We start from the raw sequence: 18884 nt of genomic DNA on the forward strand, positions 1-18884 counted from the left end.
TCATCGCCTTTTCATATTTCCTAATTGCTTGCAAAAGAGGTGGAAACATATGAACTCTATAGAAGATTACTCTGTAGGAAGATGGCTGAATGAAGACTTTCAGTTTGTGAAAATGAGTAATACGATTGCAGAGGCGATCAATCTACTTATCGTATCAAAAACGAATGAACTGCCTGTACTAGAGGGAAAACGAATGATCGGCATTGTAAAATTATTAGATTGTGTTCAGTGGATGAAAGAAAAAAGAGATGAGAGTACCTCAGTTCATATCATCATAGATCGATTCTTTCATAAGGGAAATGGAACAAAAACAATGGAAGTCGTTCAGCATCTACCATTTTATGTGATCAATGAAAAAAGCGGAGTGCTAGAAGGTATTATAGGTCAAAATGAGCTTTTCGCTTTTCAGGAATTTATAAAACAACAATTAGAAGAATCGCAACATGTCATGGAATGGTTACGACTTTCATTTGATACTGCGTATGAAGGCATCGCGATTGTGGATGAAAACGGCGTTATTCAAATGTTTAATGATATGTATAGTCGCTTTGTTGGTGTAACGAAAGAAGAAGCAATTGGACAGCTCGCCGAAAATGTAATTGAGAATACGAGGCTTCCAGTTGTATTGAAAACAGGGGTACCAGAAAGAAATCAAGTACATCGTTTGCAAGGACAAAATTTAGTTGTGCATCGGATGCCGATTTGGAAGCAAGGAAGAGTGATAGGTGCTGTAGGCATGCTTATTCATGAAGGGATTTCAGATATTTATAAAATACTAGAGAGGTTTGATCAAAAAGGTGGTGGTGTCAAACCGTCATTTTCTAAGCCGAAAAAGAAGCAAATACGGTTTGAAGATATTCTCGGAGAAAGCCAGGCGATTTCTGAAACGAAAAAAATGGCTCGAAAAGCAGCGGGGTCCAAAGCTTCTGTGTTAATTACTGGAGAAAGTGGTGTCGGTAAAGAGCAATTTGCACGTGCTATACATGATACAGGTATGACGAAACACGGTCCATTTATTAGTGTGAACTGTGCTGCTATTCCAGATAATTTACTAGAATCCGAACTGTTTGGTTATGCAGAAGGTGCTTTTACAGGTGCGAAAAAGAATGGGAAGGCAGGGAAATTTGAACTTGCGAATCATGGTACATTATTTTTAGACGAGATTGGTGATATGTCCTTATTAACGCAGGTGAAAATTTTACGTGTTTTACAAGAAAGAGAGATAGAAAGAATAGGTGGTACCCATCCAATCTCTGTTGATTTCCGGTTAATCGCAGCGACAAATAAAGATTTAAAACAAATGGTTAGAGAAGGTACATTTAGAGAGGATCTATATCATCGTCTTCATGTTATTCCGATTCATATTCCACCGCTTCGCTTTCGAAAACAAGACATCCCACTCATTGTCGAAGAACATGTACAAAAACTGTGTCAAATGTATGATGTTGAAGAAAAGACACTTGATAAAGAAGTATTACGTCTTATGTTTCATTACAATTGGCCAGGTAATGTTCGTGAATTAATCAATGTGTTAGAAAGGCTATTTGCACTATCAGATGATGCACATATACGAGCTAAAGATTTGCCAGAAGAATTCTATAATCGGGATATGGAACAGAAGAAATTAGTACCTATGATTCAGTCTTTACCAGCAAAACAAGAAGCCATGAGGGTGGTGCGTGAAGAAGAAGAACGAGGGTTAATCGAACGCGTTTTAAAAGAAGCAAAAGGGAATAAGTCAAAAGCAGCAGCATTATTAGGGATTTCTAGGGCAACCTTGTATAACAAATTGTCACGATTTAAAATCTAAACAAATTGTTATACCCGGTGTAAAACTGTCTAGACAGTTTTACGTTTTCTTTTCATGTTGCCCGTGTTTTATCAAGTTTTTAGTTTGGCATAGATCTTGCATATAAAGAAAATGAGGACCGAAATGATAGGGGGATACAGATGGAGAAAACAAAGTTGCAATGGGACGAATTTTTTTCGCTGAATAAGGAGCTTAATACTACCTTTTTTACACCTGAGGATTTCTCCGGTGATGAAGATTTAATTGCAAAAACAACGGAACAATTTGTGAAGCAAGAAATTGTTCCTCACATTGAAAATATCGAGCAGCACAATTATGAAGTTTCTCGCAGGTTGTTTGAAAAGGCTGGAGAACTTGGATTGTTAAGTATAGAGGTTCCAGAAGAATATGGTGGATTTGAATTAGGAAAAGCGGTGTCTGGACTTGTGGCGGAAAAGATGGGGTATGCAGGAGCGTTTAGTGTTTCCTTTAATATTCATGCCGGAGTAGGAACATTACCATATATATACTATGGAACAAAAGAGCAAAAGGAAAAATACTTACCTAAGATTGCATCAGGCGAATGGATTGGTGCTTATGCATTAACGGAGCCTAACGCTGGTTCTGATGCATTAAGCGCAAAAACAAGTGCTGTATTAAATGAGGATGGAACAGCCTGGACATTAAATGGTGAAAAGCAGTGGATTACAAATGCTCACATGGCTGATGTATATGTTGTTTTTGCGAAAACAAATAAAGGAATGACAGCGTTTATTGTCGAAAGAACATGTAAAGGTGTTTCAATCGGCCTAGAAGAAAAGAAAATGGGCATTAAAGGCTCTTCGACTGCAACACTTATTTTAGAAGATGTCGTAATTTCTTCTGAAAATGTTTTGGGGGAAGTTGGAAAGGGACATCACGTAGCTCTTAATATTCTCAATTTTGCGAGATTGAAACTGGCTTTTGGAAATATTGGCACAGCAAAGCAAGCAATTGGGCTATCTGTTCAATACGGAAAGGAACGAAAGCAGTTTCAAACAGAATTAGTGGATTTCACCATGATTCAAGAGAAAATTGCAAATATGATTATTGCTACATACGGTGCGGAGAGTGCAGCTTATCGAACAGCAGGCGTGATTGATGAAGCAATTCATGAGAGTGATGAAAGCATCATGCAGAAAATGTCTCAATTTGCAATAGAATGTGCTATTAACAAAGTGAATGCTTCAGAAACGCTTGGACATATTGTAGATGAAGCTGTACAAATTCACGGTGGTTATGGTTATATGCAAGAATATGAAGTAGAACGATTATATCGTGACGCTAGAATTAGCCGTATATTTGAAGGAACGAATGAAATTAACCGATTAACCGTTGCGAAAATGTTAATGAAACAAATGAAGCAAATAGGGGATCAAGTGGACGAGGGCACATTTGAAAATATAGAACGAAATCTTCGCTATATTTTATTATCGAAACAATTATTGAAACAATCTTTGAAAACGCTATCTAAAACTCCTGAATTAAAAATTGAACAAGAACAAGAATATTCACGCGTATTAGCAGACATGTTGAAAGATGTGTATGTAATGGAATCAGCATTTTTACGTACGAAGAAAGCGGTAAATAAAAATGGTGAGGAAAAAGAACGTATAAAACAGGTCATAACGGATGTTCTTTGTGAAGAAGGATATCGTAAAGTAGAATCAGCGGCAATTGTTCTTCTTTCTGCAGCAGTGCAAGAAGAGCAAAATAGAAACGTTATTCTAGATGAAATCCGTCAATTGTCAGTGCCTCTATATACGAACGTATTTACGAAAAAGAGAGAAATTGCGAAAGCGATTATAAATCGTGGAAAATATATTGTTTAATAGGAGGAGAACAATATGAAAAAGGTTGGTTTTATTGGTTTAGGTAATATGGGTCTTCCGATGTCTAAAAATTTAGTCAAATCAAATTACACGGTGTATGGAGTTGATTTGAATAAAGATGCTGAAGCTTCCTTCGAGAAAGAAGGGGGAATTATCGGTTTATCAATTGCAAAATTAGCAGAGACATGTGATTTGATTCTTACAAGTTTACCATCCTCACGAGCTGTTGAAGCTGTTTATTTTGGAGAAGAAGGATTGATTGAGAACAGTCATCCGAATGCTGTACTAATTGATACAAGTACAGTAGCGCCACAGTTGAATAAAAAAATAGCTGAATTTTCGAATAGTAAAAAAATAGACTTCATAGCAGCACCAGTTAGTGGTGGTGTGATTGGGGCGGAAAATCGAACACTAACTTTTATGGTTGGTGGATCGAAAGAAGTGTATGACAAAGGCTTACCAGTGATGGAAGTATTAGGAGCAAATGTTTTTCATGTCAGTGAGCAAATTGATAGTGGTACAACTGTAAAGCTCATTAATAACTTACTAATTGGTTTTTACACAGCGGGTGTTAGTGAAGCTTTGACATTAGCAAAGAAAAACAATATGGACTTAGATAAAATGTTCGATATTTTAAATGTTAGTTACGGTCAAAGTAGAATCTACGAGCGTAATTATAAAAGCTTTATTGCACTAGAAAACTATGAACCAGGTTTTACTGTAAATCTATTAAAGAAAGATTTAGGATTTGCAGTTGATTTAGCGAAAGAAAATGAGCTTCACTTACCAGTAAGTGAAATGCTATTGGATTTGTATGATGAAGCGGGTAAAGCAGGATATGGTGAAAAAGACATGGCTGCTTTATATAAGAAGGTAAGTGAGCAATTGATCTCTAGTCATGAATAATGACTATATATACATCAATTAAAAAATCGACATAAAACCCCTCTTTTTAGGTGGGAGGGAGCATCTGGCCATGCATAGAAGCGGTTTAGATGCCGGAAAATTAAAATGAATTTATATAGGTGTAGAGCTTAGCATACTTTCATTACTATTTTATAAAACAAAAAGGGGCGAATATAATGATTACAACAGAAATTAAACGAGTGAAAAATCATATTAATGGTGAATGGGTAGAATCTACTGGTACGGAAGTTGAAGCTGTTCCGAATCCTGCAACAGGAAAAATAATTGCTTATGTTCCGCTTTCTCCAAAAGAAGATGTGGATCGTGCTGTGGAAGCTGCAAAAGCAGCTTATGAAACATGGTCTAAAGTGCCGGTTCCAAATCGTTCAAGACAATTATATAAATACTTACAACTTTTACAAGAAAACAAAGACGAGCTTGCTAAAATTATTACATTAGAAAATGGGAAAACATTAAAAGATGCAAGTGGTGAAGTGCAGCGCGGGATTGAAGCTGTAGAACTTGCGACATCAACACCAAACTTAATGATGGGGCAAGCACTTCCGAATATTGCAGGTGGAATTGATGGTTCAATTTGGCGCTACCCAATTGGAGTTGTCGCTGGTATTACACCATTTAACTTCCCAATGATGATTCCGCTATGGATGTTCCCATTAGCAATCGCTTGCGGTAATACATTCGTATTAAAAACATCTGAAAGAACACCTCTTTTAGCAGAGAGACTAGTAGAGTTATTTTATGAAGCAGGTTTCCCAAAAGGGGTTTTAAACTTAGTACAAGGCGGAAAAGATGTTGTAAATAGCATTCTAGAAAATAAAGATATTCAAGCTGTCTCATTTGTTGGATCTGAGCCAGTGGCACGCTATGTATATGAAACAGGAACAAAACATGGAAAACGAGTACAAGCACTTGCAGGAGCGAAAAATCATGCGATTGTTATGCCAGATTGCAATCTTGAAAAGACAGTACAAGGTGTTATCGGCTCTGCATTTGCGAGCAGCGGCGAACGCTGCATGGCATGCTCTGTTGTAGCGGTTGTGGATGAAATTGCTGATGAATTCATTGATGTTCTTGTGTCAGAAACGCGTAAATTAAAAGTCGGTGATGGCTTCCACGAAGATAATTATGTAGGTCCATTAATTCGTGAATCCCATAAAGAGCGTGTGCTAGGTTATATTAATAGCGGTGTAGCAGATGGAGCTACTTTATTAGTAGATGGTCGTAAAATTAATGAAGAAGCCCGCGAAGGGTATTTCGTTGGAGCGACAATCTTTGATGACGTAAATCAAGATATGAAAATTTGGCAAGATGAAATCTTTGCTCCGGTATTAAGTATTGTGAGAGTAAAAGATTTAGAAGAAGGGATTAAGCTTACAAACCAATCAAAATTTGCAAATGGAGCTGTTATTTATACATCAAGTGGTAAACATGCACAAACATTCCGTGATAACATTGATGCAGGAATGATTGGTGTAAACGTAAACGTTCCAGCACCGATGGCATTCTTCGCATTTGCAGGAAATAAAGCATCCTTCTATGGTGATCTTGGAACAAATGGAAAAGATGGCGTTCAATTTTATACACGTAAAAAAGTTGTGACAGAGCGCTGGTTTTAATAGATAAATAAAACATATATGTAACTTGTTACATGTACAAAAAGTACACCACTCATTAGAGAGAGGTGTACTTTTTATCGTTAACTGTTTTTTTCGAAAGCTAATTTGATACCAAATCCAATTAAAACAATGCCAGTAAGTCCTTGAATGTATCTTTGTGTAGCAGGCTTTTTCATAAAGACGCTTATTTTATCAATTAAAAATATATAAAAGGCAAACCATATCACTGTTAAAATGAGATAGGTAAGACCCATAATCAAAAACTGAACAAGCGTATTATGATTAGGCGTTAAAAATTGCGGTAAAAAGGTCAAAAAGAATACAGCGACTTTAGGATTTAAAAGGTTAGTAAGAAAACCTTGTCGGAAACAAGATGTGTTTTCATCAGCATGTTTCATCGGTAGATCATTCGTAGTTATGCTGTTTTTGTTTTTTAAAGACAAAAGTGCTTTAATGCCTAAATAGATTAGATAAATAGCACCAACATATTTGAAAATAGAAAATAGGAAAGCAGATTTAACAATAAGAGCTGAAAGACCAATTACAGCAGCTAAAGTATGAATTAAAAGAGCAATACATGTACCGAAGACTGTTTTTACACCTCCGATTTTTCCTGCGGTGAGTGTATTTTTTGTAGCCATTGCAGTATCGGGACCAGGTAAAATAATAAGACAAATAGACATGATAATAAAAAGAAAATAGTTTTCCATAATCACTCCGCCTTTCTTTATGTAATTTTTCGAAAATTAAATTTAAATTAGTTTAACACAATTTAATTAGAAGTGGAAATGGTTTTTCGTTTACAGCGAAGATACATATGTAAAAGGCTAGATGAAGAAGCAAACAGAGTGCTTTCATCTAGCCTTTTTATCCCGCTATTTACGGGCAGTAATACTGCCCGTAAAGGCTCGATTGGTTCAACTAATAATCCGTGGGGATGAAGAAAACCCCCACGGATTAAAGTTTCACTTTATTATGCATTAAGTAGATTGAAGAAGCGATTTACCTCTTCATCTGAAACATCACTTAATTGTTTATATTTATATTGTGGATTTTGATCTTTGTCGACTACGACTGAACGTACTCCTTCAAAGAAATCTTCGTGTCTCATGAAATTTTTAGCGAGTATGAGATCTGTTGCAAAGCATTCTTCTATGGATTTGTTTTTTCCATCACTTAATTGTTTTAATGTTACTTTTAATGAAAATGGAGATTTTGATAGTAATGTTTCTCTCGTTTTTAAAGCAAAGGCCCCATTATCTTTTTCTAATGAGTGGATGATCTCTTCAATTGTATGGAATGAAAAATGTTTATCAATTTCTTCTAATAAGGAAGCAAGTTCACTTTCTGTATTAGGAGTAGTTGCAAATTTATGAATGATTTCTTTTAAAGTAGTATGTACATCTTGACCGTTCCAGTTAACATTTTCAATTTCTGTAAGGAAAACAGGTAATGTATCAGATGTCATATAATAATCAGCAGCACTTATATACAATACATCAGCAGCCTGTAACACAGATGCTGTTAAAGCGACATAACGACCAGTTTGTCCGGGCGCTTTATTTAAGAAATAAGCGGCACCGACATCTGGGAAAAATCCAATGTTCATTTCAGGCATTGCCCATTTTGTGCGCTCTGTTACAATTCTATGTTTTGCACCATTCGTAAGGCCGACGCCACCACCCATTACAATTCCATCTAGACAAGCGATAATTGGTTTTGAGTATTGATAAATAAACGTATCGATTTCGTATTCTTCTTCAAAAAACTGTTCCGCATGTTGTAATGCAGCTTCATTAGAGCGTGCTTCATATAATGTTTTAATATCACCACCAGCGCAAAATCCTTTTGTACCAGCACCTTTTAAAACGATAATTGCAATGCGGTCATCTTCTTCCCATTCTTTTAGTTTTTGACCAATCGGTTTTAACATATCATAAGATAAAGAATTAAGTGCCTTCGGACGGTTTAAAGTGATTGATGCAACGCCGTTTTCATTAATGGAAAATAAAACATTTTCAGTCATTTTGAATCCTCCTCTTATATATCTTCTCGTTCTTATTTCTCGATAAAAGCTGAAATGTCCTTTATAATTTATTTAATATTGCAAGTAACGTGCCAGTTTTAATGTCTGTAATGAAAAAGAAATATCGGGAATAAAGTGTCTAACTGTCTAAACAAGTGTACATTTAGACATAATACTAGGATTTTTTTAGCATATTGCCATATTTTGACGAGTTATATTTGCAGGATTCTAACATATGAAAAGGAATATTACAACATTAATCATTGAGAGTGTATATATGTATGACCCCGTCGCTTGGAAGAAAATATATAAATCTATTTTAATTTTTCGACATCTAAATCCCTGTTATGCAAAATAAAAAGTAACCTACACTGGTTTGCTTTTACTTCACATGTGGCAGAAACAGGCCCTGACCGCTTCTATGCATGGCCAGATGCTCTCTCCCACCTAAAAAAAGGGTTTTTTATGTCGTTTTTTTAATTGATGTATATAGTTGAATGTAGATAAGAATCATATTTTATTATATTCGCTGAATTATCAAACTTTTAACAACGCGCGAGTTTGTATATAATAAGGAATAGAGAAAGGGGAGATCGGAATGCCAGGGCCATTGCTATTATCGGTTATTATTTTGTCTTCTCTCATGATAGGAATTACACAGTATTTTCATCATACAGATACGACAGAAGAAATTAAAGATAAAGTACGTCTCGTATTTCCGGTTTTTATATTATCTATTTCACTTTGTTTTATTTTAAATAAAGATGGGTATATTGTGGCCGTATTTTCATTTTTGATAGCGATTATTTTAATCACTGTATTGTACTATATAATGAAAGATTATTTACAAAAATAAGAGTGCCGGAAAGGGCATTTTTATTTTTGTAAATACTATTAATTTCACATACCGTATTGAAATAAGAAAAATTAAAAAAGCAAATGAATAGAAATGTATATTCTTCATCATGTATTTACTTGTCAATCTAGGATAGCCACTATACTATTAAAGTGTAGAGAATAGAGAAAAAGGGGTTGTATCTATATGAAATTTGAGATGCACACAAAGATTATTTCAAATGAAAAAGAAACGAGATTACATATAGAAGAAAATGTATTTCAATTAATTTTAGATGGTTATCACTTATTTGCTGTGAATGAAATGTTGCCTTTATATAAATCAGATCAAGAAAGAATAGGTAGTGTAATCGTTCAAAAGTTAGAGTGGGAAAATGAGAAAACGACGCTTAACTATCAACTAGTTTCATTACAGTCAGTGAATTAAAAGAGAGAAAGGAAGGAAAAGATGAAGTTTTTTCATACAGCGGATTGGCATTTAGGAAAACTTGTTCACGGTGTATATATGACGGAAGATCAACGAATTGTTTTAGATCAGTTCGTTCAAGCTGTGGAAGAAGAAAGACCAGATGCCGTAATTATTGCAGGTGATTTATACGACCGAGCAATCCCTCCAACAGAAGCAGTAGACTTATTAAATGATGTATTACAAAAAATAGTAATAGATTTACAAACGCCGGTAATCGCCGTAGCGGGGAATCATGATAGTCCAGATCGCATTCATTTTGGCAGTAGTTTAATGAAGAAACAAGGGTTACATATTGTTGGACAATTTCAATTTCCTTATAAACCAGTTGTTTTACATGATGAATATGGGGAAGTGCATTTTCATTTAGTTCCATATGCCGATCCAAGTATTGTCAGACATGTTATGAAAAATGAAGATATTCGCTCACATGATGATGCGATGCGTATTTTCATGAATGAACTTTCAGAGACAATGAATCAAGAAGCAAGACATGTATTTGTAGGACATGCATTTGTTACTTCTTCAGGTGAAGCAGAAGAAAATACGAGTGATGCAGAACGTCCGCTTTCAATCGGCGGTGCTGAATACGTGAACAGCCATTATTTTGACAAGTTTCATTACACAGCGCTTGGTCATTTACATCAAGCGCATTTTGTACGTAATGAAACAATTCGTTATTCAGGATCACCACTTGCGTATTCTATTTCTGAAGAACGGCATAAAAAAGGATACTACGTTGTTGAACTAGACGAAGCGGGGCAAACGACAATAGAAAAACGTTTATTTATACCTCGTCGTCAAATGCGAACAGTAGAAGCGAAAATAGATGATTTATTGCAGCATCCAACAAGTGAAGATTATGTTTTCGTCAAATTATTAGATGAAAATCCCGTACTGCAGCCGATGGAAAAAATTCGTTCTGTATATCCGAATGCAATGCATGTTGAACGCTCTATTCAAAGACGAGAATTTACAGAAGCAAATGAAGTTACTGTTTCTAGACATAAAACAGATGACTTATCTCTTTTGAAAGCTTTTTATAAAGAAATGAAGGGCTCAAATTTATCAGAAGAGAAAGAACGTCTTTTCTTAGAAGTATTACAAACAGTGCAGGAACAGGAAGGTGAACGAGGATGAGACCACTTCAGCTTATTATGACAGCGTTTGGTCCCTATAAACAGCGAGAGGTCATTGATTTTAGTGATCTAGGAGATCATCGTATTTTTGCTATTTCAGGAAATACAGGAGCAGGGAAGACGACGATATTCGATGCGATTTGTTATGTATTATATGGAGAAGCGAGTGGAGAAGAACGTAGTGATACGAGTATGCTTCGCAGCCAATTTGCTGATGATAATGTATATACGAGTGTAGAATTAACCTTTCAATTGAAAGGAAAACAATATGAAATAAAGCGGCAGCTGGGTCATAAAAAGCAAGGAAATAAAACAGTTACAGGGCATGCTGTTGAATTATATGAAGTGATAGGTGATGAGAAGGTTCCATGTGTAGACCGTTTTCATGTGACGGATGTGAACAAAAAGGTCGAAGAGCTAATTGGACTTAGCAAACATCAATTTAGTCAAATTGTTATGCTTCCACAAGGAGAGTTTCGAAAACTATTAACATCTGAAACAGAAAATAAAGAAGAAATCTTACGCCGTATTTTTAAAACAGATCGTTATAAATTAATGCGTGAATTATTAGATCAAAAACGGAAACAGTGGAAAGAGGTCTTACAAGAAAAGCAAAAAGAAAGAGAACTGCATTTTCGTAATGTCTTTAAATTACCGGTTCGAGACGGTTCGTTATTAGAGATATTGGTGCAGCAGGAACATGTGAATACGCATCAAGTAGTCGAAGCGCTTGAACAAGAAACGAATTGCTATGAAGCAGAAGTTGAACAATTGCAAACGCAGCAAGCATTACAAACGCAGCAATTAAAAGAAGTAGAAGTTCATTTTCATGCAGCGAAATCTATTAATGAAAAGTTTCAAGCCCTGCAGCAAAAAGAAGAACAACAAACAGCCCTACAAGCAAATCGAGAACAAATAGAAACAGAGGAACAACGCTTTAAACGTGCAGAACAAGCGAAACGATTATTGCCGTTTGAACAATGGTATGAAGAAGCGGTGCAAAGCAAGCAGAATGCGGAGCAATTACTGAAACAAATATCTGTTAAGAGAGAAAAGACAGCTGAAGCCTTTGGACTTGCACAGGAGAAATATGAAGAAGTAAAGAGCAAAGAACCTGTACGTGAAGAAGGGAAGAAACATGTACAAAGATTAGAAGAATTACAGCCGATCATCGCTTCATTAGCAGAGAAAAAATCAAAATTGCAAAAGGCAGAACTTCAAAGTGAGAAATTGAAAGAAGTCATTCGTAAGTTTGAGCAACAGCTGGAAGGACAGATGTCACAAAAACAACAAATAGCTGGAGAACTACAGCAGTTAGAAGTAGCACTTGAGCAATATGTAGTAAAAGTAGAAGAACTAACAAATATGCGAGAAGATGCCAAAGTACTAAAGCAAGCATATGACGTTTGGCAAGAAAAACAAAAGTATGAACAGGAAAAAGAAACTGCATCTCAAAGGATGGGAGTCGCAGTTAAAGCGTATGAAGATATGGAACGCCGCTGGCTAAATGAACAAGCTGGAGTGTTAGCTCTTCATCTTCATGACGGAGAATCTTGCCCGGTATGTGGTAGCACGACTCATCCAAAGAAAGCTACGGAACGAGGAGATTCCATCGATGAAAAACAATTAAATGAGCTAAGAGAAACTAAAAACGTTGCTGAAAAACTAAATGTTAAATTGGAAGAAAAATGTAATTTCTATCGCCTGCAATATGAACAAGTGATAGAAGAAGTTATAAAACGTGGTTATCGCTCAGAAGAATTAGTTGAAACATATCGCGCATTGGTGCAAAAAGGAAAGCAGCTAGCAGCCGAGGTAAGCACATTAAAAGCAAGTGAAGAAACACGTAAACAATTCGCATCAAATCTTAAAGGGTTAGAAGTACAAATAGAAGAGTTACAGAAGCAAAAACGTGAAGCTGAAGCGATGCAGCACCGCACTGAAATGGAGTGTATGCAGCTTCGTACGTCGTATGAACATGACCAGCAGAGCATACCTGGGAATTTGCAAACATTAGAAGCTTGGAAACAGCAGTTTGACAATGCTGTTATGGAAATGCGCTATATGGAAGATGAGTGGAAAAAAGTGCAAGAAGCTTATCAACATTGGCAAAATGAAAATATACGGGTACAAGCTGAGTATGATGGGGCTGTGAAACAAGTAAGCGGTGCAAAAGAGAAACAGGACGAGACTTTTGTACGATTTACGAAAGAGCTTGAACAAGGCGGTTTTGTGGACCAAAACGCATATAAAGAGGCGAAACGAACGGATGCAGAAATAGAAGAATTACAACAAAAAATTCAAAGCTACTATTCATCCCTTGAAGTATTAGAAAAACAAATTGAAGAATTAACAAATGAATTACGTGATAAAGAATGGACAGATATCACGTCGCTAGAAGAACAAATGAAAGAGTTAGAGATTCAGCTTGATATTACAAAAGAAAAACGTCAGCGTGCACAAAATGCAGTTGCATATATTTCTGATTTACATGAAAATATTAGACGAATTGATGAACAAATTCATGAAGAAGAAAAAGCTTTCCAAGAACTTGTTGATTTATATGAAGTCATGAAAGGGGATAACGAAAGCCGTATTTCCTTTGAACGTTACATTTTAATTGAGTATCTAGAACAAATTGTTCAAATTGCTAACGAAAGACTTCGCAAATTATCAAACGGACAATTTTATTTAAAACGAAGTGAACGAGTTGAAAAACGAAATCGTCAAAGTGGATTAGGATTAGATGTATATGATGCATACACAGGTCAAACACGTGATGTAAAAACATTGTCCGGCGGAGAGAAATTTAATGCTTCGCTTTGTCTAGCACTTGGTATGGCAGACGTAATCCAGGCTTATGAAGGCGGTATTTCTATTGAAACCATGTTTATCGATGAAGGATTTGGGTCATTAGACGAAGAGTCATTAACAAAAGCAGTCGATGCATTAATAGACTTACAAAAGTCAGGACGATTTATCGGGGTTATTTCGCACGTACAAGAGTTGAAAAATGCAATGCCAGCTGTACTAGAAGTAACAAAACAGAAGGACGGTTGTAGTCAGACTCGGTTTGTGGTGAAATAGTGATTCAAATCAACGAATTTTAGTCAGTGGTCACATTTTTCGAACACCTCATCAAGCTTTTCTGCTACTGCATGAGCATAGATATTTAGTGTGGTCTGGATTTGTGAATGCCCCAAACGCTCAGATAGTAGCTTGATGTTTACATTTTGTTGTATCAGCATCGTAGCATGACTATGCCTTAAATCGTGGAATCTTGTCCGAGGCAATCTGAGTTTTTCAGTAATATTATGAAATGACCTGTGGATGCTACGTTGATCTAAAGGTTTACCAAATTTTGAAGGGAGAACTAAATCTATATAGTCATTACCAATTTTAGATTTTTTATAAATTGTCTATGAGATTTTAGTTCTTCCATCAAAATATTTGGAATGTGTAGTCAGTGCGACTATAACGACCTTTTGTTTTAAAGAGGTAACATCTCGTCTACATCAACTTCTGTTTCATGTCTCCTCACATAAGCATACATATTACATACTTCATTATCCTTCACAGCTTTCAATACCCCGTCTAACTCAACTAAGCTTTCGTTTTTGTAATGTTCTAATACTTTGTATCCATCCTTCTTCAACTTTGAAGCTTCTTTAGATAACACATCTAAAACATATGTCATAGCTCCACTGCTACTATAACCATTTACTACATACTGATCAACTAACTCCATCTGACCATTCTTTTCTCGCATAACAGAAGCAACAACTACATTTTTCATATAAACACTCCTACTACATAATATTTTCGTATTCTTTATTAATAATAAAAACCTATTATCTGCATAATAACATTTAGTGAACTTTAATACATCTTCTCATTTATTGAAATAAAAAGCCGACCAGTTTGTTTTTGTTCACCATTTACTATATTGGCATTAAAATACACTTTAATGATATTATATTAATATATGAATTTAAGGGAGGTAAATGAAAATGTCAGATAATAATACTCAAAATGAACTGCAATTAATTCAGAGGAACTTTGAGAATCGAGTTTCTAACACAGCATTAGAATTAGCTAAAGCAGAATCTAAGTTACCTATGGATCAGTCAATTATAGAAGCAGTTGAAAAGGGAATCAGTGTAGATACAGTGGAACTTTCAAAGAAAGTGGAACAAATGTTAGATATCGATGAAAAACAATCAAATGAGCAAATAGCTATTAAATTATTAGAAGATATTTCTTCACATAGTGACAGCAAATTTATGCGAAAATTAGCATCAAGTATGTTAAAAGAGAAATGGTGGGAGAAATAATGTTAAAGAAAATAACGAGCTTTATTTTTAAATTACTTAATAAAATATTGAGTAATGATAAAGTAAAGAAAATATTATGGGAACTATTGATGGAGATTATCGAGATTACAAGGAAAAGCTGGAAAGAAAATAAGAAAAAGGAAGCGTAGAATAAGCAAGTAGTATACATATAAGAAAAGACCGCCTATTACGGGCGGCTTCTTTGCGTTTATTTCGCTAGTTTATCCATTACGTCTTTATATTTTGCGAATTCTTCGTCTTTCATCTCGCCATTCATTTGTAAAAGGAAGTTACCCTTTGCGTATGTATGCGAGAATAGCATAGGAGCACTGTTTCCTAGCTCATCGTAGTATTTCTTTGCCTTCTCTAAGTCTTCTTTTTTAGTAAACTCAAATAGTCTTCCGCCGTTATCTTCGCCGAGAGCTGGCACCAAGATGCGTTTACCTTCTTTACGCGTGTTACCGAACTCCTTCTGCGGTAAATCAGTTGGATTTTCAGCTTGTAATCCAGCGTTTTTAAATTCAGTGATAATAGAATCTACAGTTACCTTTGTTTCTTTCTTTTCTTTTTTCGCTTCTTGCTTCGGCTCAGCGGATGATTTTTCGCCACCACTACCACATGCAGTTAGAGAAGCTAGCGATAAACATAATGCCCCAACAATTAATACCTTTTTCACGTTAAATCCTCCCTAAAATATATTACGCATTTAATTATAACAATAAATGTATATATTTTCCTGGAGATATTTTAAAAAGTATCGTTTTCATCATATGTATTTCTCATAGTTCCCTAAGTGGGTCTCCGTTGCTCTAACTCCAATTATTTAATGCTATTTTCGAAAGAATTGTTACTATCTTGACCATACTGATAAAAGGTTGACTTTCAACTAGTACATTGAAGTTAAAGGATGATTAACATGAAAGATGAATTAAGTATAAATATCTATTTAGATGAAACTGATACTCCGTTTTCAAGATATTATAGCTCAGAAGATGTTCACTTAAGCTCTGACCTTGAAGATTTCATTTTGTCAAAGCTACACAGTGGTAAAAGAAAGGAAGTAGAAATATTTTTTTTAGGTCAGAATGATTTTGACGAAAAGTCACTGAAGACTGCCACATTTAACACTTTTTCTAACTTCTTGAATGAAGAGGAATATACATATGTTAGAAATGTTAAAAAGGCTATTATTTTGTTTGTGCTTGGTATTATTGTTGGGGTGATATTCTTGAAGCTTTCAAGTAATCATGCCTATATTTCAGGAGTATTAAGCATTGTGAGTTGGGTTTTTATTTGGTCAGGTACAGAGGTTTATTTTTTTGAAAATCAGCAAATCAAAAAAAATATTAGAAAATGTAAGAACATTCTAGATGCTAATGTGCACAAAAAATAGGAGGTTTAGTTCAATAAAACATACAAAAGGGAGAAGGATTTTGTCCTTTTTCTTTTGCTTGCTAACAAAGCCCTATAAAAAGGTGAATGCAAGATTCCTTTTTATAGTGAAAAATATAAATTTTAGAATTCTGTGATAGTATGTAATAAGAAGGAGGGGGGAAAGTATGAAAAGGAAAGTCTATAGTCCTAAAGCATATAGAGCTGTATCTGTAAGCTATATAGGACTTGCAATAACTATTTTTGCTATGTTTATGTTTAATTTTCTAACGAAAGGAGATTATTCTCTTATTTTGGGTATAATCCCCATAATCATAGCTTCCTTATTTGTTGGGGTTTATTATCATAAATTAAGCATAAATACTAAGGAAACATAAAATCATTCATTAAGAAACATAATCCAACGCCTCTAAAGATAGAGGCGTTTTTTATATAGAAGGACAGATTCCTTGATTAAAAATGAGCATTAGATGAGATAAGGTTTACAGTGGTTAATGGGAAAAATATAATAAATTTAAAACAAGAGTCGATATAGTATTTGTAAAAATAAAAGAGACTAGCAAGCTGCCAGTCTCTTTTATTGTGCTATAGAACGGAATTAATGTACATCTTTCATAATATATCTTTTCTTATTTTACAGCTTCTTTTAGTTCTTTCCCTGCTTTAAATGCAGGAACTTTCCCAGCTGCAATTTGGATTTCTTCACCTGTTTGAGGATTTCGCCCTGTACGAGCTGCTCTTTCACGCACTTCAAACGTTCCGAATCCGATAAGCTGTACTTTGTCACCAGTTTGTAAAGCATTCGTAATTGTATCAAATACAGATTGGACAGCTGCTGAAGCTTCCTTTTGTGAGATATCGGCTGTTTGGGCCACATTTTTAATTAATTCAGTTTTGTTCATTCTTTTCACCTCATAATAAATTATTTTACATGGGTCTGGTAGTATAATGAATAATAGAATAAAGCATGATTCGCTCATATAACAAATTGGTAGAATTACATTGTTACTTAATTTCGGTGAAAGAGGTTAAATCCCTGCAAAATATGGAGGAATTTATTTTCGTTGTATGAGAAGGGCGATATATAAAATTGAGGAGGAGTTCATAATTATGATTATGCGTACCAAAAAGGAAGAATTAATACTAATTCGACAACATGATCATGGATTTCTAGCAGGGGAGATTGCAAAAAATATGAAAGGGGATTTATTTGAGGGTGGATTCTATTTAAAAGAGTGTATTGCTGCGATTTATGAGCATGATAGGGGCTGGATTGGTTTAGATAAAACGCCCATTTGGAATGACGCTAGGGGTGTACCATATACTTTTATGGATTGTCCGAGTTCGTTACGCTTTGTTTTTTATACTTTAGGGCTTAACGAGATTGAAAATTCAAACCCTTATGGTGCTGTACTTTGCAGTAAGCATTTTATATCATTTCCTCTTAATCAAGAAGATAAGGAAATGGTGGAATTTTATAAGCAGGAATTGAATCGTCAAAAGAGAATTTTGAAAACGCTAACAAAAGAACAGCATACTATGTTTGATATGCACTATAAACTCTTGAAATTTTGTGATGAGTTATCATTATATGCTTGTATGAATGAACCTGGTGTAAAGAAACTAGAAGAAGTGGATTTATTTAAAAAAGGATTTGAAGGAACTGAAGTGTTCAATAGAGATATAAATAAACCATTACAAGCTAAATGGATAGATAAGAAAAAAATTCAAATTACGCCATTTCCTTTTGAGACAGAATTTAAAGCATACGTAAGATACAAATCTATAAAAAAGAAAACGATAGAAAAAATAGGGATTGTTAAAGCCGATGAACAAGAGGGATTTCAGAAACAAGAATTATATTTTGTAAGGTGAAAAGTAGTTGTGAAAGAAGGAGCATCAATAGAAAGAATAGAAGCTTACTATTTGAATGTATAAGTAAAGCTATATGGGGGGAAGTGAGAATATGCAGAAGGAATATTTTAGTGAACATTTTGAAGTTGAAAAATTAGAAGATGGTATTTATGTTGCCATTGCGAAAGAAGGGGGTGGCTCCTTAGCTAATGCAGGTTTTATTGATATGGGGAATCAGACCATCATTTTTGATACATTTCAAACACAACAAGCAGCAGTGGATTTAAAAAAGGTAGCAGAAGAAATAACGAGACATTCTATATCGTGGGTTATTAATAGCCACTGGCATGGAGACCATATTCGGGGAAATCAAGTCTTTGAAAGTTGTAATATCATATCTAGTCATAAAACATATGAGCAAATGGCAGAAATTCATCCTTCCAGAATTGATAAACAAAAACAAGACATAGAAGGTTTACATAAATATATACATTCCCTACAAGATCAATTTAATCAAACAAATGATGAAGACTTACGAAAACAAATTTTATTATTTTAAGCGAGAAGACCCCCGCCTCAAGCGCGAAAGCGGTAGGCGGGGGTCTTCTCGCTATT

20 protein-coding genes are annotated in these 18884 nt (G+C 35.0%); 14 read left to right on the forward strand and 6 right to left on the reverse strand.

Going from position 1 to position 18884, the window contains the following annotated elements:
* The first annotated feature begins 49 nt into the window (after window positions 1–49).
* The 4 genes from ACIQ7L_RS14375 (at window position 50) to ACIQ7L_RS14390 (ending at window position 6203) form a co-directional block, all read left to right on the forward strand.
* On the forward strand, window positions 50–1810 hold the full coding sequence (locus tag ACIQ7L_RS14375; protein ID WP_400570071.1) for a sigma 54-interacting transcriptional regulator: 1761 nt from the start codon (window positions 50–52) through the stop codon (window positions 1808–1810).
* 140 nt (window positions 1811–1950) lie between these two features.
* Complete coding sequence (locus tag ACIQ7L_RS14380; RefSeq protein ID WP_400570072.1) at window positions 1951–3660, forward strand: acyl-CoA dehydrogenase family protein; 1710 nt, start codon at window positions 1951–1953, stop codon at window positions 3658–3660.
* 15 nt (window positions 3661–3675) lie between these two features.
* Window positions 3676–4566 carry an NAD(P)-dependent oxidoreductase gene (locus ACIQ7L_RS14385; RefSeq protein ID WP_400570074.1) on the forward strand — a complete coding sequence of 297 codons (891 nt, stop codon included), beginning with the start codon at window positions 3676–3678 and terminating at the stop codon, window positions 4564–4566.
* Window positions 4567–4742: 176 nt separating this feature from the next.
* A complete protein-coding gene (locus tag ACIQ7L_RS14390; RefSeq protein WP_400570076.1) occupies window positions 4743–6203 on the forward strand; it encodes a CoA-acylating methylmalonate-semialdehyde dehydrogenase in 1461 nt (486 codons plus the stop codon).
* A gap of 80 nt (window positions 6204–6283) precedes the next feature.
* On the opposite strand, the gene ACIQ7L_RS14395 is transcribed toward ACIQ7L_RS14390, so the two are convergent.
* On the reverse strand, window positions 6284–6913 hold the full coding sequence (locus ACIQ7L_RS14395; protein ID WP_400570078.1) for a LysE family translocator: 630 nt from the start codon (window positions 6911–6913) through the stop codon (window positions 6284–6286).
* A gap of 263 nt (window positions 6914–7176) precedes the next feature.
* Window positions 7177–8229, reverse strand: coding sequence for an enoyl-CoA hydratase/isomerase family protein (locus ACIQ7L_RS14400; protein ID WP_400570080.1), 1053 nt, complete (start codon window positions 8227–8229; stop codon window positions 7177–7179).
* Window positions 8230–8827: 598 nt separating this feature from the next.
* Between ACIQ7L_RS14400 and ACIQ7L_RS14405 the strand changes: the two genes are divergently transcribed.
* From ACIQ7L_RS14405 to ACIQ7L_RS14420, 4 genes are all read left to right on the forward strand, one after another.
* Complete coding sequence (locus ACIQ7L_RS14405) at window positions 8828–9085, forward strand: hypothetical protein (RefSeq protein ID WP_400570081.1); 258 nt, start codon at window positions 8828–8830, stop codon at window positions 9083–9085.
* 186 nt (window positions 9086–9271) lie between these two features.
* Window positions 9272–9511 carry a DUF2584 family protein gene (locus ACIQ7L_RS14410; RefSeq protein WP_400570083.1) on the forward strand — a complete coding sequence of 80 codons (240 nt, stop codon included), beginning with the start codon at window positions 9272–9274 and terminating at the stop codon, window positions 9509–9511.
* Window positions 9512–9532: 21 nt separating this feature from the next.
* A complete protein-coding gene (locus tag ACIQ7L_RS14415; RefSeq protein ID WP_400570085.1) occupies window positions 9533–10690 on the forward strand; it encodes an exonuclease SbcCD subunit D in 1158 nt (385 codons plus the stop codon).
* On the forward strand, window positions 10687–13776 hold the full coding sequence (locus tag ACIQ7L_RS14420; RefSeq protein ID WP_400570087.1) for an AAA family ATPase: 3090 nt from the start codon (window positions 10687–10689) through the stop codon (window positions 13774–13776). Before ACIQ7L_RS14415 ends, ACIQ7L_RS14420 begins: the two co-directional genes overlap by 4 nt.
* 23 nt (window positions 13777–13799) lie before the next feature.
* Here ACIQ7L_RS14420 and ACIQ7L_RS14425 read toward each other — a convergent pair whose 3' ends face one another.
* Together ACIQ7L_RS14425 and ACIQ7L_RS14430 are read right to left on the reverse strand one after the other, a co-directional pair.
* A complete protein-coding gene (locus ACIQ7L_RS14425; protein WP_400570151.1) occupies window positions 13800–14105 on the reverse strand; it encodes a tyrosine-type recombinase/integrase in 306 nt (101 codons plus the stop codon).
* A gap of 74 nt (window positions 14106–14179) precedes the next feature.
* The gene (locus ACIQ7L_RS14430) at window positions 14180–14485 is read right to left on the reverse strand and encodes a hypothetical protein (RefSeq protein ID WP_400570089.1); all 306 of its coding nucleotides are present in this window, start codon (window positions 14483–14485) and stop codon (window positions 14180–14182) included.
* 214 nt (window positions 14486–14699) lie between these two features.
* On the opposite strand from ACIQ7L_RS14430, the gene ACIQ7L_RS14435 reads away from it, so the two are divergent.
* Window positions 14700–15023 (forward strand): hypothetical protein, encoded by a 324-nt coding sequence (locus ACIQ7L_RS14435; RefSeq protein ID WP_400570091.1) that lies wholly within the window; start codon window positions 14700–14702, stop codon window positions 15021–15023.
* Window positions 15023–15172, forward strand: a complete 150-nt coding sequence (locus ACIQ7L_RS14440) for a hypothetical protein (protein ID WP_154724618.1) — start codon at window positions 15023–15025, stop codon at window positions 15170–15172. The genes ACIQ7L_RS14435 and ACIQ7L_RS14440 overlap by 1 nt, the downstream gene beginning before the upstream one ends.
* A gap of 59 nt (window positions 15173–15231) precedes the next feature.
* On the opposite strand, the gene ACIQ7L_RS14445 is transcribed toward ACIQ7L_RS14440, so the two are convergent.
* A complete protein-coding gene (locus tag ACIQ7L_RS14445) occupies window positions 15232–15699 on the reverse strand; it encodes a stress protein (RefSeq protein ID WP_400570093.1) in 468 nt (155 codons plus the stop codon).
* A gap of 240 nt (window positions 15700–15939) precedes the next feature.
* Between ACIQ7L_RS14445 and ACIQ7L_RS14450 the strand changes: the two genes are divergently transcribed.
* Together ACIQ7L_RS14450 and ACIQ7L_RS14455 are read left to right on the forward strand one after the other, a co-directional pair.
* Complete coding sequence (locus ACIQ7L_RS14450; RefSeq protein ID WP_400570094.1) at window positions 15940–16416, forward strand: hypothetical protein; 477 nt, start codon at window positions 15940–15942, stop codon at window positions 16414–16416.
* 166 nt (window positions 16417–16582) lie between these two features.
* Window positions 16583–16792, forward strand: coding sequence for a hypothetical protein (locus ACIQ7L_RS14455; protein WP_400570096.1), 210 nt, complete (start codon window positions 16583–16585; stop codon window positions 16790–16792).
* Window positions 16793–17044: 252 nt separating this feature from the next.
* On the opposite strand, the gene ACIQ7L_RS14460 is transcribed toward ACIQ7L_RS14455, so the two are convergent.
* The gene (locus ACIQ7L_RS14460; protein ID WP_097899135.1) at window positions 17045–17317 is read right to left on the reverse strand and encodes an HU family DNA-binding protein; all 273 of its coding nucleotides are present in this window, start codon (window positions 17315–17317) and stop codon (window positions 17045–17047) included.
* A 208-nt stretch (window positions 17318–17525) separates the two neighbouring features.
* On the opposite strand from ACIQ7L_RS14460, the gene ACIQ7L_RS14465 reads away from it, so the two are divergent.
* Entirely contained in the window at window positions 17526–18290 is a 765-nt protein-coding gene (locus tag ACIQ7L_RS14465; protein WP_400570097.1) for a DUF3891 family protein, read from the forward strand.
* A gap of 91 nt (window positions 18291–18381) precedes the next feature.
* Window positions 18382–18828, forward strand: a complete 447-nt coding sequence (locus ACIQ7L_RS14470; protein ID WP_400570098.1) for an MBL fold metallo-hydrolase — start codon at window positions 18382–18384, stop codon at window positions 18826–18828.
* Window positions 18829–18884 lie beyond the last annotated feature (56 nt).

It is taken from the genome of Bacillus sp. NPDC094106, assembly GCF_044764345.1.
In the GTDB taxonomy this organism is placed as follows: domain Bacteria; phylum Bacillota; class Bacilli; order Bacillales; family Bacillaceae_G; genus Bacillus_A.

What these genes read in the sequence shown, in the direction of transcription:
- ACIQ7L_RS14450 (WP_400570094.1), top strand. Translation starts at nt 15,940, where the DNA reads ATGAAAGATGAATTAAGTATAAATATCTATTTAGATGAAACTGATACT.
- ACIQ7L_RS14405 (WP_400570081.1), top strand. Translation starts at nt 8,828, where the DNA reads ATGCCAGGGCCATTGCTATTATCGGTTATTATTTTGTCTTCTCTCATG.
- ACIQ7L_RS14435 (WP_400570091.1), top strand. Translation starts at nt 14,700, where the DNA reads ATGTCAGATAATAATACTCAAAATGAACTGCAATTAATTCAGAGGAAC.
- ACIQ7L_RS14410 (WP_400570083.1), top strand. Translation starts at nt 9,272, where the DNA reads ATGAAATTTGAGATGCACACAAAGATTATTTCAAATGAAAAAGAAACG.
- ACIQ7L_RS14440 (WP_154724618.1), top strand. Translation starts at nt 15,023, where the DNA reads ATGTTAAAGAAAATAACGAGCTTTATTTTTAAATTACTTAATAAAATA.
- ACIQ7L_RS14395 (WP_400570078.1), bottom strand. Translation starts at nt 6,913, where the DNA reads ATGGAAAACTATTTTCTTTTTATTATCATGTCTATTTGTCTTATTATT.
- ACIQ7L_RS14380 (WP_400570072.1), top strand. Translation starts at nt 1,951, where the DNA reads ATGGAGAAAACAAAGTTGCAATGGGACGAATTTTTTTCGCTGAATAAG.
- ACIQ7L_RS14390 (WP_400570076.1), top strand. Translation starts at nt 4,743, where the DNA reads ATGATTACAACAGAAATTAAACGAGTGAAAAATCATATTAATGGTGAA.
- ACIQ7L_RS14455 (WP_400570096.1), top strand. Translation starts at nt 16,583, where the DNA reads ATGAAAAGGAAAGTCTATAGTCCTAAAGCATATAGAGCTGTATCTGTA.
- ACIQ7L_RS14415 (WP_400570085.1), top strand. Translation starts at nt 9,533, where the DNA reads ATGAAGTTTTTTCATACAGCGGATTGGCATTTAGGAAAACTTGTTCAC.
- ACIQ7L_RS14465 (WP_400570097.1), top strand. Translation starts at nt 17,526, where the DNA reads ATGATTATGCGTACCAAAAAGGAAGAATTAATACTAATTCGACAACAT.
- ACIQ7L_RS14385 (WP_400570074.1), top strand. Translation starts at nt 3,676, where the DNA reads ATGAAAAAGGTTGGTTTTATTGGTTTAGGTAATATGGGTCTTCCGATG.
- ACIQ7L_RS14420 (WP_400570087.1), top strand. Translation starts at nt 10,687, where the DNA reads ATGAGACCACTTCAGCTTATTATGACAGCGTTTGGTCCCTATAAACAG.
- ACIQ7L_RS14470 (WP_400570098.1), top strand. Translation starts at nt 18,382, where the DNA reads ATGCAGAAGGAATATTTTAGTGAACATTTTGAAGTTGAAAAATTAGAA.
- ACIQ7L_RS14460 (WP_097899135.1), bottom strand. Translation starts at nt 17,317, where the DNA reads ATGAACAAAACTGAATTAATTAAAAATGTGGCCCAAACAGCCGATATC.
- ACIQ7L_RS14430 (WP_400570089.1), bottom strand. Translation starts at nt 14,485, where the DNA reads ATGAAAAATGTAGTTGTTGCTTCTGTTATGCGAGAAAAGAATGGTCAG.
- ACIQ7L_RS14400 (WP_400570080.1), bottom strand. Translation starts at nt 8,229, where the DNA reads ATGACTGAAAATGTTTTATTTTCCATTAATGAAAACGGCGTTGCATCA.
- ACIQ7L_RS14375 (WP_400570071.1), top strand. Translation starts at nt 50, where the DNA reads ATGAACTCTATAGAAGATTACTCTGTAGGAAGATGGCTGAATGAAGAC.